The sequence below is a fragment of the Paenibacillus sp. CMM36 genome (genome assembly GCF_053570945.1).
Genome location: NZ_JBSEDY010000004.1, coordinates 50,941 through 63,962, shown reverse-complemented (window position 1 = coordinate 63,962; position 13,022 = coordinate 50,941). Strand labels below are relative to the sequence as shown.

The window sequence follows — 13,022 nt, the reverse complement described above, 5'->3', positions numbered from 1 at the left end:
TTGAATTTAGTTGGTCATAATATTCAACTGGTCAATGAATTGAAGATACATACATTAAAAAGACTTGAGATGTACAATAAATATGGATTTATAAAGGAAGATAAGTATGAGGAACTGGTAAAACTAGAAACAGATTATTTGGATGATCGATTGAAGATGATGGAAAGTTTGCTATGAGTAAGAATGAAGGCAAGCTATTTGAGGGAGATTTTCAAGCGTCTGCTCGATCAACTCAGAAGATATTTTTTACCAGAATTAAGGATACTTTTATTCCAGCGGAACTAAGAAACAAAATCAGAGTTACGAAAAATGATTATGACTGTATGATGTTTTCTGAGAAATATCTTTTCACTTTGGAACTTAAGTCCACAAAACAAAAATCGGTTAGTTTCGATAAAAGTGTAATTAAACAGCATCAGATTGACAAATTAAAAGAGGCCAGTGAGTACGACAATGTTATTAGTGGTTTTATTATAAATTTTAGAGAACCAGACAATAGGGTCTTCTTTGTACATATCAAGGATTTTGTTAAGTATCAATTTATTGCTCAAAATCAGCTTAGTCACACATATAAGAACAGAGTGAATAAAAGCAGCATACCTATAGGTATATGTGAAGAGATAGGGCTAGAAATTGATGGATTTAAAAAAAGAAGCAAGTGGCATTATCACTTAAACGATTTTGTTAAAAATGCAATAAATACATATGGTTGCAGCAAATAATTACATGATAAAAGTAGTATTTCATAGAGTGTGGAAAAGTATTTATAGATATTCTCATAAAAAATAGAAAGGAGGGGGAATTTGAAAAGAAGTAACATAAATAGTTTTGAAGTTGTAATTCACGTAGCTGACGAAGAAGATGCTAAACCAATAGAAGAAATAAAGAACGAATTTTCAATGTGGCTGGAAAATACCATGAAAAAGTATTCTCATTTAGTGCCAAAAGATATATAATTAATACATATAAATAATGAAATAAGTAATAGGAGGAACTTTATGCTCAGGACTTTAACTGGTTCAGAAAAATTTAGTAAAACTGAGCTTGAAGCCTTGGTCACTAAGATCAAGGCTCTTATTTATGCTCGTGTTTCAACTGACGGACAAGTTGATAATTATTCAATCGAGTCACAGATTGAAAGATGTATGGATTTAGCCAAACAAAAAGGGATTAAAGAAGATGAAGTAGTGGTTCTAGTTGAAGATGGTGAAAGTGGAGATAATCCTAATCGCCCAATGATTAATTACGCTTTATTTTTGCTCGAATATGGTATTGGAGATCACGTGATATTCCTTCATCCAAACAGAATGAGTCGTTTTTTGCATTTACAAACACAACTATCTAATCGTATATGGAGTATGGGGAAAGACTTTTGGTTCGTGGAGTTTGAATTTGATAAATCAAGTCCAGAGTCAATGTTGAACTTTAATATTCAGGGTTCCATCGCTGAATACAATAAGGCTAAAATATTAGCAGATACAAAACGTGGAAGAATCACAAAAGTTAAAAATGGGCTTATACCGGGTTTAAATAGAATTTATGGATATACTTTTGATACAGAATTAGACACACTAGTCGAGAATCCCGTAGAAAAAGAAATTTATCTAAAAATGGTTGATAAGCTCCTACATAATGATTATAGCTGTTCTAGGATTGCTGAGGAATTATCTCTACATAACGTAGCAGCCCCTAAAAAAGATAGATGGTATCAAGTTACGATTAGTAGAATATTTAAAAATGAAACGTATACAGGAAACTATTATTTTGGCAAATCTAAAGTAATTCGTAATGCCGATGGAACAAAGAAGCAAGTTCCACAACCAAGGGAAGAATGGAGACGCATACCTGTACCTGCATACATTACAATGGAGACATATCATAAAATTCAAAAGAGACTTGATGAACTAAACAAAAACAAATCTGGTAGACCAACAGAAGATTATCTTTTGCAAGGTATTTGTCGATGTGGAAGATGTGGCGCGGCAGTATCGTCGGGTGTGACTACGAAGACTAAAAGTGGGCTGCTGAAATATTACGTTTGTCAACATAAAACGAAAAAATCATGGGAAGTTGGAACAGGAGAGTCCAATCCGATCTGTGGGGGACGTAATTGGAGAGTTGATTACGTAGATAAGATTGTTTGGGAGTACATTAAAAATATTATATCTGAACCAACAGAATTTTTTGAACGTATAATTAAACAGCAATCAGAAAACTCAAACACTGATGAATTGCTTAAACAAAAAAAGAAATTAGAAAAGTCCCTACAGGAAAAAGAAGCGTCTCGCGAACGTTATACAGAGATGTATGCGGCTGGAATAATCAAATCAATGAAGGATTTAGAGGACAAGGTATCAGCGGTGGATTTGCAGGTACAAGACATAAAAGAGGAATTACAAGTAATAGAAAAAAGCTTATCAACTGTGTTTAATAAGCAAAACCATATTGAAATGGTACAAAAATCACTACGATCTTTTAAATATTTGCTCGATAATGACCATATAGATATGGAGACTAAGAGAAAAGTGACGCGACTGTTTGTGAAAAAAGTTATACTTACTGAAGACAATAAAATAAATGTTTATTTACATCTGGGCTTTGTTGATTATGAGAAGAAAGAATCCGATAATAAACATATAAATGCAAACAGTCGCCAAGTCCATGGAAGATCAAAAAAATCAATTTATTTTGATTCTCGCTGGATACTCGGGGGAAATGGACTTTTTTCTACGAACAAATCCTGGTCTTCCTTCTCGCTTTCCAATCCAGTTGGATTTTCCTGATTATACTGTGGATCAGCTTATCCAAATTTCCGAGATGATGGCCAAGGAGCGGGATTATATTCTCATGCCTCAGTCCATAATTAAAATGAAAGAGCATTTGCTAAACGAGCGTAATGACAGTCTTCATGCATTTAGTAATGCACGATATGTTCGTAACGTGATTGAAAAAGCGATTCGGCACCAAGCTGTCAGGTTGCTCAATCAGTACCGGAGCGGGCAACCTGGCAAACAGGAATTGATGACGCTGCGTCCAGAGGATTTGAAAATGGACAAAAGATAGGCGATAATAGGAATCTGAATCATATCGAATTGTATGACATCGAGCGGGGGCCGGCCTGAACATCAGGTCGGTCTCTGTTCGAGAGTTGACATGAAAATAAAGGAGCAAACAATATGGCGAACTCCACTCATGATACACAAACCGAAATGCAGGACAAGGCGGTGCTGGTCAGTCTGATTACGGATGAAGTCAAACGATCTGGCATTAATACGGAATACTCGTTGGATGAGCTGGTGAAACTGGCTGAGACAGCGGGGGTTGAAGTACTGAGCGTTCTGACACAGAATAAGGAAGCCAAGGACTCAAAATGGTTTATCGGCAAAGGAAAAGTAGAGGAATTGCGCGCAGTTGCTGAAGAATTGGGAGCGAATACAGCAATTTTTGATCAGGAGCTCTCGGGGGCCCAAGTACGGAATCTGGAAGAAAGTCTGGATCTCAAAATTATTGACCGTACACAGTTGATTCTGGACATTTTTGCTCAACGTGCAAAAACCCGGGAAGGTATTATTCAGGTTGAACTGGCGCAGTTGTCATATTTACTCCCCCGTTTGTCTGGACATGGCAAAAACCTCTCGCGTCTTGGCGGCGGAATCGGAACACGTGGTCCTGGTGAAAGCAAGCTGGAGACGGATCGTCGTCACATTCGTGACCGAATCAGTGATCTGAAACGCCAACTGGAGGAAGTGACACGTCATCGGTACTTACACAGGGAGCGTAGACAAAAGGCTGGCATCGTCCAGGTGGCACTCGTTGGCTATACCAATGCGGGCAAATCGACGCTGTTGAAGCAACTGACAGCAGCCGATGTATATATTGAGAATCAACTGTTTGCGACGCTGGATCCTACCTCTAGAACAATGGAACTTCCGAGTGGAAAAGAAGTTATTCTTACAGATACGGTCGGTTTTATTCAAAATCTTCCTCATGATTTGGTTGCTTCCTTCCGGGCTACTTTGGAGGAGGCGAATGAGGCTCATCTCATTTTGCATGTCGTGGACGCGTCTTCGGATATGCGAGACGAACAGATGAAAGTTGTAGAGACGATCTTGCAGCAGCTAGGGGCTGCGGACAAGCCTCAGATCGTATTATTTAACAAAAAAGATGCCTGTACCCCTGAGCAACTCGAAATGCTTCCTTCCGGGGAGGGTTATTTGAAAATCAGCGCTTTTGATGAAGGGGATTTGCTGGGCATTCGTGAACTGATTCAAGAGCATCTGAGTGGTGATACGCTGAGATTTCGCATTCCTGCGGAACGTGGAGATTTAACATCGGTGCTTTATCGAATTGGAGATGTACTACTGACAGAGTATGATGGCAATGATGTCATTTATGAAGTTGAAATTCAAAGAGGCGAGTACGAAAAGTATGGTCATGCGCTCAGCGAGTTCACAGAAGGATAACATCTAATGATGTTTTTGGGTCAATAAAATGATAATGCTCATCGTTCAAAGTGAACAATAATATAACATGAATAGCCTAAGGCTGCGTAAGAGAGAGGGTCAAGAAAGTAAATGGTAGTTTTTAGTCCAGAAATACAGCAAATTCAGGAAACGGCAGAATATAAAATACAAGAACGTATTCAGCACATAGATCATATTGTAGATTCAAATCAGTGGAAGGTAATTCAGGCATTCCAGCGGAAGCAAGTGAGCGATTTCCACTTTGCGGGTTCGACGGGATATGCTTATAATGACCGGGGACGTGAGGTGCTGGAAGAAGTCTATGCGGAAGTGTTCGGTGCGGAGGCAGCGTTGGTGCGTCCGCATTTTGCCTCGGGTACTCATACAATTGCCACTGCTTTATTTGGTGTGCTGCGTCCAGGGGATGAACTGTTGTACATTACTGGGAGGCCTTATGATACCCTGCATAAAGTGATTGGTAAGCCCGGCGACGGAACAGGATCATTGCAGGATTTTGGCGTTACTTATGGAGAAACCTCACTGACAGCGGAAGGTAAAGTGGACTGGGAAGCAGTGAAGGCTGCGATCCATGACAATACCAAAGTAATCGGTATTCAGCGCTCACGCGGTTATGATTGGAGAGCTTCCTTTAGTGTAGCAGATATTGAAGAAATGACAGCACGTGTGAAGGAAATAAAACCTGACGTTATTGTCTTTGTTGACAATTGCTACGGTGAATTTACCGAGAAGCTGGAACCTACTCAAGTCGGTGTCGATTTGATGGCAGGTTCGTTAATTAAAAATCCCGGTGGTGGCATTGCAGAAACGGGTGGATATATCTGCGGCAAACAAAAGTTTGTAGAGCTGGCATCGTACCGATTAACTGCACCTGGAATTGGTGGAGAAGTAGGAGCCATGCTAGGTACTACACGAGGCATATTTCAGGGACTATTCCTTGCTCCAACACTGGTTGGGCAAGCGGTTAAAGGGAGCGTATTCGCAGCTGCGGTCTTTGAAGAGATGGGATTTGAGACCAAACCTGCCTGGCATGAAGAGCGTACGGATTTGATTCAGGCTATTTCTTTTAGTGGACCAGAGCATCTAATTGCTTTTGTACAGGGCATTCAGCGTGCGGCTGCCGTGGATAGCCATGTGGTGCCGGAACCGTGGGATATGCCGGGTTATGAGCATCCAGTTATCATGGCTGCAGGTACGTTCATACAAGGGGGAAGTTTGGAACTATCCGCAGATGCTCCTATTCGTGAGCCTTATATTGGTTACATGCAAGGGGGGTTAACCTACTCTCATGTTAAATTTGGAGTGCTTATGGCTCTGCAAACGATGAAAGAACGTAAATTATTGTGAGTTTTTCTAACATGTCATTGACACTTTGCATCAGCTAAATGTACAATAAGGTGTATAATAGATCACTGGAAGGTTGATGACAAATGGGCGACGAAATTCGCAGAAATATGGCCTTATTTCCAATAGGTATTGTCATGAAGCTAACGGACTTGTCAGCACGTCAGATTCGTTATTATGAACAGCACAACTTGATAGTTCCTGCCCGTACATCTGGAAACCAACGTCTTTTTTCTTTTAATGACGTAGAGCGTCTGCTTGAAATTAAGGCGTTGATCGAGAAAGGTGTTAACATTGCGGGAATTAAACAAGTCATGAATCCGGTTACCAAGGAATCGGAGGAAGCTACGGTTATTACTGCAGATACGGAAGTCAAACGCCGTGAAATGTCTGATACTCAGCTTCACCGCTTGCTGAAACAACAACTTGTTGCAGGCAAAAGACCAGGACAGGTATCCCTGATCCAAGGCGAATTATCACGGTTCTTTAATAAGAGATAATGCTTGACTTAACTCTTGGTATAAGGTCGCCTTACATTAAAACCAGGTCTCATCATTTAAGTAATTTATAGAACAACGGATTCGTATATAGTCGTTACAGAAAGGGAGAGGTTAGAGTGAGTTATAGCAGAGAAGATATCCTTCGGATTGCGAAAGAAGAAAATGTTCGTTTTATTCGTTTGCAATTTACAGATTTGCTGGGCACTATTAAGAACGTTGAAATTCCGGTTAGTCAACTGGAAAAAGCATTGGATAATAAAATGATGTTTGACGGATCTTCCATAGAAGGTTATGTGCGTATTGAAGAATCTGATATGTATTTATATCCGGATTTGGACACTTGGGTTGTATTCCCTTGGGTAACCTCGGATCGTGTAGCTCGTTTGATCTGCGATATTTACAAGCCGGATGGAGTCCCGTTTGCAGGTGACCCGCGGGGCATCTTGAAACGTGTACTTAAGGAAGCCGAAGAGCTGGGATACACTTCGATGAATGTCGGACCGGAGCCTGAATTCTTCTTGTTCAAAACGGATGAAAAAGGCGAGCCAACTACAGAACTGAATGACCAAGGCGGGTATTTTGACCTGGCTCCGATGGATCTGGGTGAAAACTGCCGTCGTGAAATTGTACTTAAGCTTGAAGAGATGGGCTTCGAAATTGAAGCATCCCATCATGAAGTTGCACCTGGTCAGCATGAGATTGACTTTAAATATGCAGACGCGATTAAAGCTGCGGACCAGATTCAAACGTTCAAGCTCGTTGTTAAGACGATTGCTCGTCAGCATGGTTTGCATGCTACCTTTATGCCAAAACCTTTGTTTGGTGTAAATGGCTCCGGTATGCACTGCAATCAATCGTTGTTTAAGGACAATGAAAACGTATTTTATGATGAAACGGACGAACTCGGATTAAGCCAGACGGCCCGCCACTATATGGCTGGTATTCTGAAACATGCACGTGCAATGGCAGCGATCACGAATCCAACAGTAAATTCCTACAAACGTCTCGTACCTGGTTATGAAGCGCCTTGTTATGTGGCTTGGTCTGCAAGCAATCGCAGTCCAATGATTCGGATTCCCGCGTCTCGTGGTCTGAGTACTCGCGTCGAAGTTCGTAACCCTGACCCAGCGGCGAATCCTTATTTAGCCTTGGCAGTGATGCTGAGAGCTGGTTTGGATGGTATCAAACGTCAGTTGGCTCTGCCAGCTCCGATTGATCGTAACATTTACGTGATGTCTGAAGAAGAGCGGATTGAAGAAGGCATTCCAAGTCTGCCTGCAGACTTGAAAGAAGCTTTGTCTGAACTTATTCGGAGCGAAGTTATCTCTGACGCACTGGGTGACCATGCATTGGCCTACTTCTATGAGCTTAAGGAAATTGAATGGGATATGTACCGAACCCAAGTTCATCAATGGGAACGTGATCAATATCTGACGCTTTACTAAAATGGGAAATCCCTTGGCGCTCTAAGCGTTGAGGGATTTTTGCTTTGGGGGTAGTATATGGATATTATGAAGTTGAATTATAAAGCGCCCCCAAATTGCCCCCAAACTTTTTATTATCGAAATAAATTCTCAGTAAAAGACTCATATTTCCCCATGTTATTCGATTCTATTTTTTTTGAAATATGAGCATAGATGTCTGATGTTACTTGGATGCTACCATGTCCCAAGCGTTCCTGCCATATTTCATATCAGCACCAGCTTCTAAATGCAATACTGCGTGCGTATGTCGAAGAGAATGGATAGGTAAGGGGGGGGAGTGCCGTTCGTTTTAATATCCTAGAAAATGAATTGAACAAAGACGATTTCGGGATCGGACTTCCATCTGTACGACACATAATTAGATTAAGATCATGCCTATACATTTCGCCTAAAGTGATCTTGTTTTGATTTTGAACATTTAGGTGGTGTCTTAATGCAGCCAATAAGGTGTTACTTATTTTTAAGGTTCTTTTTGAGTTGAATGTCTTTGTATCACCAAATAAATCATCAGGATTCTCAGGGAGATCGTAATCTAAAGTTTTACTAACGGTTGCCAAGCCATTTTTTAGATCAATGTCTGGCCACTGTAACGTGCCAACTTCTCCTTTTCGCATACCTGTTCTAACATAAACATAAAGAAAAACCAATAAATATATCCGTATTTTTTTGCATTTGCTAGAAATTCAGGAATGTGCTCTGACTCAATAAATTTTACTTTATCTGATTTCTTAATCCCCCTGATAGTCACACCTTCACACGGATTCTTATCCAGTTTACCGAGCGTAACAGCCTTTTCTAGCGCGTCATGCATAGTGGAATGTATGAGTTCTACTATACGTCTGCTATAAACTTTATCCCCTCTACCTTTACTCTTAGAAAGCTTATTTATGAATTTTTGATACATGAGCGGCTTTAATTTTTGTAATGTGATTTTTTTGAAGTGGGGTTTTATGTGCTTTTCAATGTTGTACTCATGAAGATTCAACGTATTATGGAGACGTTCTTTGGTGGAACTTCCCGATTGAAGAACCACCATATTGCGGTACACCATTGGATGCAGACTGGCCGGATTATCATACACATTGGACGCCAATAACCATACCTATAATGGATAGAACGGGGCAAGGACATGCCGGAAGTATTTAAAATGCCGAAGTATCCATGTGCATTCTGTAAAAAGCGAAGGCGACACAGCTTTGTGATTTCATAATTGACCACTACTTCACAACAGCTAAGGATGAAAAAGGACGAATGATCGGTATGCAACATGAAACATGAAACATGAAACATGCAATAACCAAATGTGTACGGAATGCATGGTTATTTATGGCGGGCTTGAATTTTGCCCATGATGCAGCAAGCTTTGGAAATATATACAGGACAACCATGAAAGAAAGCCGGGAAGACTCTATGATACCGTATTTGGGAGGAACAACAATGACAGATAAACAACAACAGTATCCAAAATTGACGTATGAACAGCTTGAGGAATTGCATACAAGAATGGAAGAAAACAGCTATTGGCAATTACAACTGGGCTAAATATGAGGAAGGACGAGCTGACAAAGCAACAGAACGGCATGAGGCTGCTCTCCGAGATCGGGACGCTGTATATAAGAAATTGGAAGAGGCTGAATCCCTTATACAACAAAAGGATGCAGAGATAGCCAGGCTGAAAGCTCGCCTCCAAGATGTTTCTACAGTCTAGAAGAGCAGCGGAATATAAGCGATTCAGTAGAGCGTGACTCATGAATTACGCTTATACCTCTATACTAAGTGTTACTTCAGTTATCTTCTTTGATGATATAGATGCAGTAGATATAAGAAAAACAAAGTGGCTGCTAAACAAATATACTGACTTAATTGATGTAATCAAAAACTATGAACATTCATTAGAGCAAATTGAAAACGGAATGTCGGCTTATGACTTGCTTTCAGCCGAAGGCTCTGTAGCAAAAAGGGTAACAGGTCAAGAACTGACGGCAGACGTGACGGCAAATACTGTTTTGCTCAAGGATCAGCGTCACATAAATTACAGGTTTTATCTCCTCATTACAAACAATATCCGTTTTGCAATCTCTAACATTAGGGATGCGCATGAAAAGCTTGCTGCAAAACTTTTGTTCCTAGATGGGATGAAGTATCTAAAAGCTCAACAGTATATGAGCAGAGAGTATAAAAAAGGGATTCATGGTATATCAGCTACGACATTCGCTGATAAAAGACGTAAGGCCATAGAAAATTTAGCGAAAAGTCTTAAAGTCAACCGAACATTGGATTTTGTGATCATCGACTATGGACGGGGCCGTAATAAGGAAGGAGAAATTGGACTTAGAATGCCAGAAGTAAATTAGACCGTAAGGGCTTAAGCCTTTGCGGTCTTTATTGTTGATGTCTAAAGTCTAGACTGAAAAATAAAGTATTTTCTTAGTGCTTAGGTTAAGATAAGTCCCCTGTTTAAGCACTACATGCTACCCGCGTACGTTCTTTAATAGGTGATTGGAAATGGAATATAAATGAGGAGGACTTAGCCCAAGCGAAGGCGCGCGAGCGTTCTTTTTATTGAACTAACTGACAGGATAGCTCAATCGTTTCTCGAATATTTTCTGAGTTGGATAATTTAATGAACTTTGTGAATATAACGTTATCTGAAAGATACGAAATAATTATTTTTTGAAGGGATGATTAAATTGAAGCAAGGGATATTAGTTTTTCTAAATGGAACTTCAAGTTCTGGAAAGACCTCCATATCGACTGAACTCATAAATCAGAAAGAGATCCTTTTTTATCATTTATCAATTGATGATTTTTTTAATAATTACTATGATTTTATTAATAATAAATTTCCAGATGATCCTCCAAAAGAAATAGATCATCAAGTTGTCTCACAAATCCTTGATGATTCCATATTTTCAGTGTACCATTCGACAATTAAACTGTTATTAGAATTGGGTTTTAATGTAATAGCAGATACCATAATCGACAATGACAAGAGATTTAATGAGTTTCTTGATCAATTTTTCGATCAGCCTACGTTATTTATAGGTGTCATATGCTCGGAAGAAGAACTCATAAAAAGAGAGCAAAAAAGAGGAGATAGACAGATTGGACTAGTAGCTTCACAGTTTAGCAAAATATATTGCTTTGGTGAATATGACCTCGAAGTAAATACTGAAGAGATGAATCCAATAGAATGTGCCGAAAAGATAATAAGTTTTATTAAGTCCAATAAGGAATACTCGATTTTTAAGAAATTAAGTAAAAGAAATGTTAGTGTTTCCTAGATGGCGTATTCACCAGATAACACCATATTCAAACATTGGGCTACGCCCCTCGGTCTGCCCGAGGGATTTAGGGATTAAGCTAACGAGGAACGTTAGTTCAATGGAACAGCGACAGTCTAGGACTTTTTTTTCGTCCTTTGCTGTCGCTGTTTCAATTTCTAGGCTCAGTCTACTACTTTATTTTCTTCTGATAGTAAGAACTATGTATATCCGTAGTAGGTACGGAGTAGAAAGGATTTACACTCTATTCAGGAACAAATAAAATCCATTCTAGGAGGCAATAAACATGGCACATAGTTACGCTTACTTGGACAAGGAAAAAATTCTCCATCTCCATCCGTTGGAAGATGAAGCAGTTAAGTATGGCAAGTATATGGGTTCAAATCTGGATTACGACGAAAGTGGCTTCCCGATTATCGGCGGTGAAGGTGTAGTTTACTATGTAGACAAAGACACAGCTTATGTAAACGGAAATGAACATGATGGCAAACAAATTGCTGTACCAAGTGGCCTTAAAACACTAGCTGATCAACTTCTGTAATCGTTAAGATTTAAACGTGGTGGCGGAATAGACGCAAGACCGTGATACATGCCTCGCCCACATCGAAACTAACTACAACTAATTCGAGACAGCCGTAAAGAGAGTCATAATACCCCATCAATAAGGGCGGCAGTGGCAAGCGCATGACGGAGGGTTAGGGCGCATTCAAAACTAAATCTATGAGAAAGACATTCGGGTACTATTTTTATAACGAAACGAAGGATATAGCGTTACTAATGGATCTGTTCAATCACACTGAACAGAAGGTGACATTACGTTATGTAGGTATCCTTCAGGACACTTTAGACGATGTTTTGAAGGATTTTGAGTTGTAGCAATTCTCTACAATAGGGTAACCGTGAATTCAAAATGGGAAAAGGACAACAAAACAAATAGCACCAAGCAATCTACGTGTTTTATGAGTTACCGAGAATATATAGTATAGTGAATTAGTTTTACATTATTTAGTTTAACAAGTGCTAGTTTTCTAGTAGTTAGAACAACATCACGAATAAATGCAAGTGGAGCGCTAGATTTATTTTTAGGCCTCCGCGTTAAAACCAACTCGAATACTTTGGTGGTGGTGAAAATTAAGTGAGCAGAGAACGAAATCCAAACCGGAAAAAGGCGCTGAAAATGTGGTTGGATAGCGGACGTGAAATGAAACTTAAGGATATAGCGTTAAAGCTGGGTGTGAGCGATTCCAGCATCCGCAAATGGAAGGCACTGGACAAGTGGAGCGAGCTTCCCGAAAAAAGAAAACGCGGGGGCAAACAGGTAATAGGAATGCAAAAGGGAATAAGGGCGGAAGTGGTGGCCCTCCTGGGAACGACAAAGCAGTCACACATGGATTCTTCCGTAAATTTATGCCTCAGAATCCTGAGTTTCTTGAAATCATGGACGCAGTTCAAGAAATGGACCCAGTTGAAATGATCTGGTACAACATAACAACCCAATTCCAAGCCATCGTATGGGCACAACGAATTATGTTTGTTGAGGATAAAGGGGGAAATGATTAAAGAACTTAAAAAAGTCGAATATGAAATACACAATAAAGGCACTAGGAAAGAGAAGAAGCTTGAGCAAGTAGCAATTAAAGAAGAACATGAATTTCAATTTTCATGGGACCGTTATTCCGGGGTTTTATGGCACGCGCAGGCGGCAAGGAACCAGTTAACCAGCGGAAACATGAAACAGCCTGGTCAGAACCCTTGCGCGGTTCAATTCCGCAGCGTGTCTTCTATTTTTCCATCGATGGGAGAGGTATTGTGAAAAAGAGTCCGAAAACAGGAAAATGTATGCTTTGCAATGACCCTAATCCGAACCGGGAGAACACAACAATGGGCGCATCCTTTTGTAATACGTGCTGGGAAACTATGAAGTCCGGT

At 40.0% G+C, this 13,022-nt stretch carries 16 protein-coding genes and 2 pseudogenes; 16 read left to right on the top strand and 2 right to left on the bottom strand.

The window, feature by feature from the left end; genetic code table 11:
- The 9 genes and pseudogenes from ACWA2B_RS09890 to glnA all read left to right on the top strand — a co-directional run bounded on the left by ACWA2B_RS09890 (window position 1) and on the right by glnA (window position 7,770).
- Window positions 1-177, top strand: a complete 177-nt coding sequence (locus tag ACWA2B_RS09890) for a hypothetical protein (protein WP_449291988.1) — start codon at window positions 1-3, stop codon at window positions 175-177.
- Window positions 174-722: a hypothetical protein gene (locus tag ACWA2B_RS09885; RefSeq protein WP_449291987.1), complete on the top strand. Its 549-nt coding sequence runs from the start codon at window positions 174-176 to the stop codon at window positions 720-722. The genes ACWA2B_RS09890 and ACWA2B_RS09885 overlap by 4 nt, the downstream gene beginning before the upstream one ends.
- Before the next feature lie 81 nt (window positions 723-803).
- Window positions 804-956, top strand: a complete 153-nt coding sequence (locus ACWA2B_RS09880) for a hypothetical protein (protein ID WP_449291986.1) — start codon at window positions 804-806, stop codon at window positions 954-956.
- Between the two features lie 42 nt (window positions 957-998).
- Window positions 999-2,144 (top strand): annotated as a pseudogene (locus ACWA2B_RS09875) (recombinase family protein); the annotation flags it as partial.
- A gap of 496 nt (window positions 2,145-2,640) precedes the next feature.
- Window positions 2,641-3,063 (top strand): annotated as a pseudogene (locus ACWA2B_RS09870) (AAA family ATPase); the annotation flags it as partial.
- A gap of 113 nt (window positions 3,064-3,176) precedes the next feature.
- Window positions 3,177-4,463: a GTPase HflX gene (hflX, locus tag ACWA2B_RS09865; RefSeq protein WP_449291985.1), complete on the top strand. Its 1,287-nt coding sequence runs from the start codon at window positions 3,177-3,179 to the stop codon at window positions 4,461-4,463.
- A 111-nt stretch (window positions 4,464-4,574) separates the two neighbouring features.
- Window positions 4,575-5,828 carry a methionine gamma-lyase family protein gene (locus ACWA2B_RS09860; RefSeq protein ID WP_449291984.1) on the top strand — a complete coding sequence of 418 codons (1,254 nt, stop codon included), beginning with the start codon at window positions 4,575-4,577 and terminating at the stop codon, window positions 5,826-5,828.
- An 83-nt stretch (window positions 5,829-5,911) separates the two neighbouring features.
- Complete coding sequence (locus ACWA2B_RS09855) at window positions 5,912-6,325, top strand: MerR family transcriptional regulator (protein WP_007430683.1); 414 nt, start codon at window positions 5,912-5,914, stop codon at window positions 6,323-6,325.
- A gap of 116 nt (window positions 6,326-6,441) precedes the next feature.
- Window positions 6,442-7,770 carry a type I glutamate--ammonia ligase gene (glnA, locus tag ACWA2B_RS09850; RefSeq protein ID WP_013310575.1) on the top strand — a complete coding sequence of 443 codons (1,329 nt, stop codon included), beginning with the start codon at window positions 6,442-6,444 and terminating at the stop codon, window positions 7,768-7,770.
- A gap of 248 nt (window positions 7,771-8,018) precedes the next feature.
- Here glnA and ACWA2B_RS09845 read toward each other — a convergent pair whose 3' ends face one another.
- Together ACWA2B_RS09845 and ACWA2B_RS09840 are read right to left on the bottom strand one after the other, a co-directional pair.
- Window positions 8,019-8,423, bottom strand: coding sequence for a hypothetical protein (locus ACWA2B_RS09845; RefSeq protein ID WP_449291983.1), 405 nt, complete (start codon window positions 8,421-8,423; stop codon window positions 8,019-8,021).
- On the bottom strand, window positions 8,375-8,845 hold the full coding sequence (locus ACWA2B_RS09840; protein WP_318627208.1) for a tyrosine-type recombinase/integrase: 471 nt from the start codon (window positions 8,843-8,845) through the stop codon (window positions 8,375-8,377). Before ACWA2B_RS09840 ends, ACWA2B_RS09845 begins: the two co-directional genes overlap by 49 nt.
- A gap of 350 nt (window positions 8,846-9,195) precedes the next feature.
- Between ACWA2B_RS09840 and ACWA2B_RS09835 the strand changes: the two genes are divergently transcribed.
- The 7 genes from ACWA2B_RS09835 (at window position 9,196) to ACWA2B_RS09805 (ending at window position 12,906) form a co-directional block, all read left to right on the top strand.
- Window positions 9,196-9,351: a hypothetical protein gene (locus tag ACWA2B_RS09835; protein ID WP_449291982.1), complete on the top strand. Its 156-nt coding sequence runs from the start codon at window positions 9,196-9,198 to the stop codon at window positions 9,349-9,351.
- A 206-nt stretch (window positions 9,352-9,557) separates the two neighbouring features.
- Window positions 9,558-10,163, top strand: a complete 606-nt coding sequence (locus ACWA2B_RS09830) for a hypothetical protein (protein WP_069010607.1) — start codon at window positions 9,558-9,560, stop codon at window positions 10,161-10,163.
- Window positions 10,164-10,499: 336 nt separating this feature from the next.
- Complete coding sequence (locus tag ACWA2B_RS09825) at window positions 10,500-11,093, top strand: chloramphenicol phosphotransferase CPT family protein (protein WP_449292240.1); 594 nt, start codon at window positions 10,500-10,502, stop codon at window positions 11,091-11,093.
- 286 nt (window positions 11,094-11,379) lie between these two features.
- Window positions 11,380-11,634 (top strand): hypothetical protein, encoded by a 255-nt coding sequence (locus ACWA2B_RS09820; RefSeq protein WP_318627212.1) that lies wholly within the window; start codon window positions 11,380-11,382, stop codon window positions 11,632-11,634.
- A 179-nt stretch (window positions 11,635-11,813) separates the two neighbouring features.
- Window positions 11,814-11,969 (top strand): hypothetical protein, encoded by a 156-nt coding sequence (locus ACWA2B_RS09815; RefSeq protein ID WP_245231628.1) that lies wholly within the window; start codon window positions 11,814-11,816, stop codon window positions 11,967-11,969.
- Between the two features lie 259 nt (window positions 11,970-12,228).
- Window positions 12,229-12,567 carry a phage terminase small subunit-related protein gene (locus ACWA2B_RS09810; protein ID WP_449291981.1) on the top strand — a complete coding sequence of 113 codons (339 nt, stop codon included), beginning with the start codon at window positions 12,229-12,231 and terminating at the stop codon, window positions 12,565-12,567.
- Between the two features lie 78 nt (window positions 12,568-12,645).
- Complete coding sequence (locus ACWA2B_RS09805) at window positions 12,646-12,906, top strand: hypothetical protein (protein ID WP_340932382.1); 261 nt, start codon at window positions 12,646-12,648, stop codon at window positions 12,904-12,906.
- Window positions 12,907-13,022: the final 116 nt, after the last annotated feature.

Bases quoted from the DNA above. Each gene is read 5' to 3' on its own strand.
- ACWA2B_RS09830 (WP_069010607.1), top strand. From the start codon at position 9,558: ATGAATTACGCTTATACCTCTATACTAAGTGTTACTTCAGTTATCTTC.
- ACWA2B_RS09860 (WP_449291984.1), top strand. From the start codon at position 4,575: ATGGTAGTTTTTAGTCCAGAAATACAGCAAATTCAGGAAACGGCAGAA.
- ACWA2B_RS09835 (WP_449291982.1), top strand. From the start codon at position 9,196: ATGAAAGAAAGCCGGGAAGACTCTATGATACCGTATTTGGGAGGAACA.
- ACWA2B_RS09805 (WP_340932382.1), top strand. From the start codon at position 12,646: ATGATTAAAGAACTTAAAAAAGTCGAATATGAAATACACAATAAAGGC.
- hflX (WP_449291985.1), top strand. From the start codon at position 3,177: ATGGCGAACTCCACTCATGATACACAAACCGAAATGCAGGACAAGGCG.
- ACWA2B_RS09840 (WP_318627208.1), bottom strand. From the start codon at position 8,845: ATGGTGGTTCTTCAATCGGGAAGTTCCACCAAAGAACGTCTCCATAAT.
- ACWA2B_RS09885 (WP_449291987.1), top strand. From the start codon at position 174: ATGAGTAAGAATGAAGGCAAGCTATTTGAGGGAGATTTTCAAGCGTCT.
- ACWA2B_RS09845 (WP_449291983.1), bottom strand. From the start codon at position 8,423: ATGCGAAAAGGAGAAGTTGGCACGTTACAGTGGCCAGACATTGATCTA.
- ACWA2B_RS09815 (WP_245231628.1), top strand. From the start codon at position 11,814: ATGAGAAAGACATTCGGGTACTATTTTTATAACGAAACGAAGGATATA.
- ACWA2B_RS09855 (WP_007430683.1), top strand. From the start codon at position 5,912: ATGGGCGACGAAATTCGCAGAAATATGGCCTTATTTCCAATAGGTATT.
- ACWA2B_RS09820 (WP_318627212.1), top strand. From the start codon at position 11,380: ATGGCACATAGTTACGCTTACTTGGACAAGGAAAAAATTCTCCATCTC.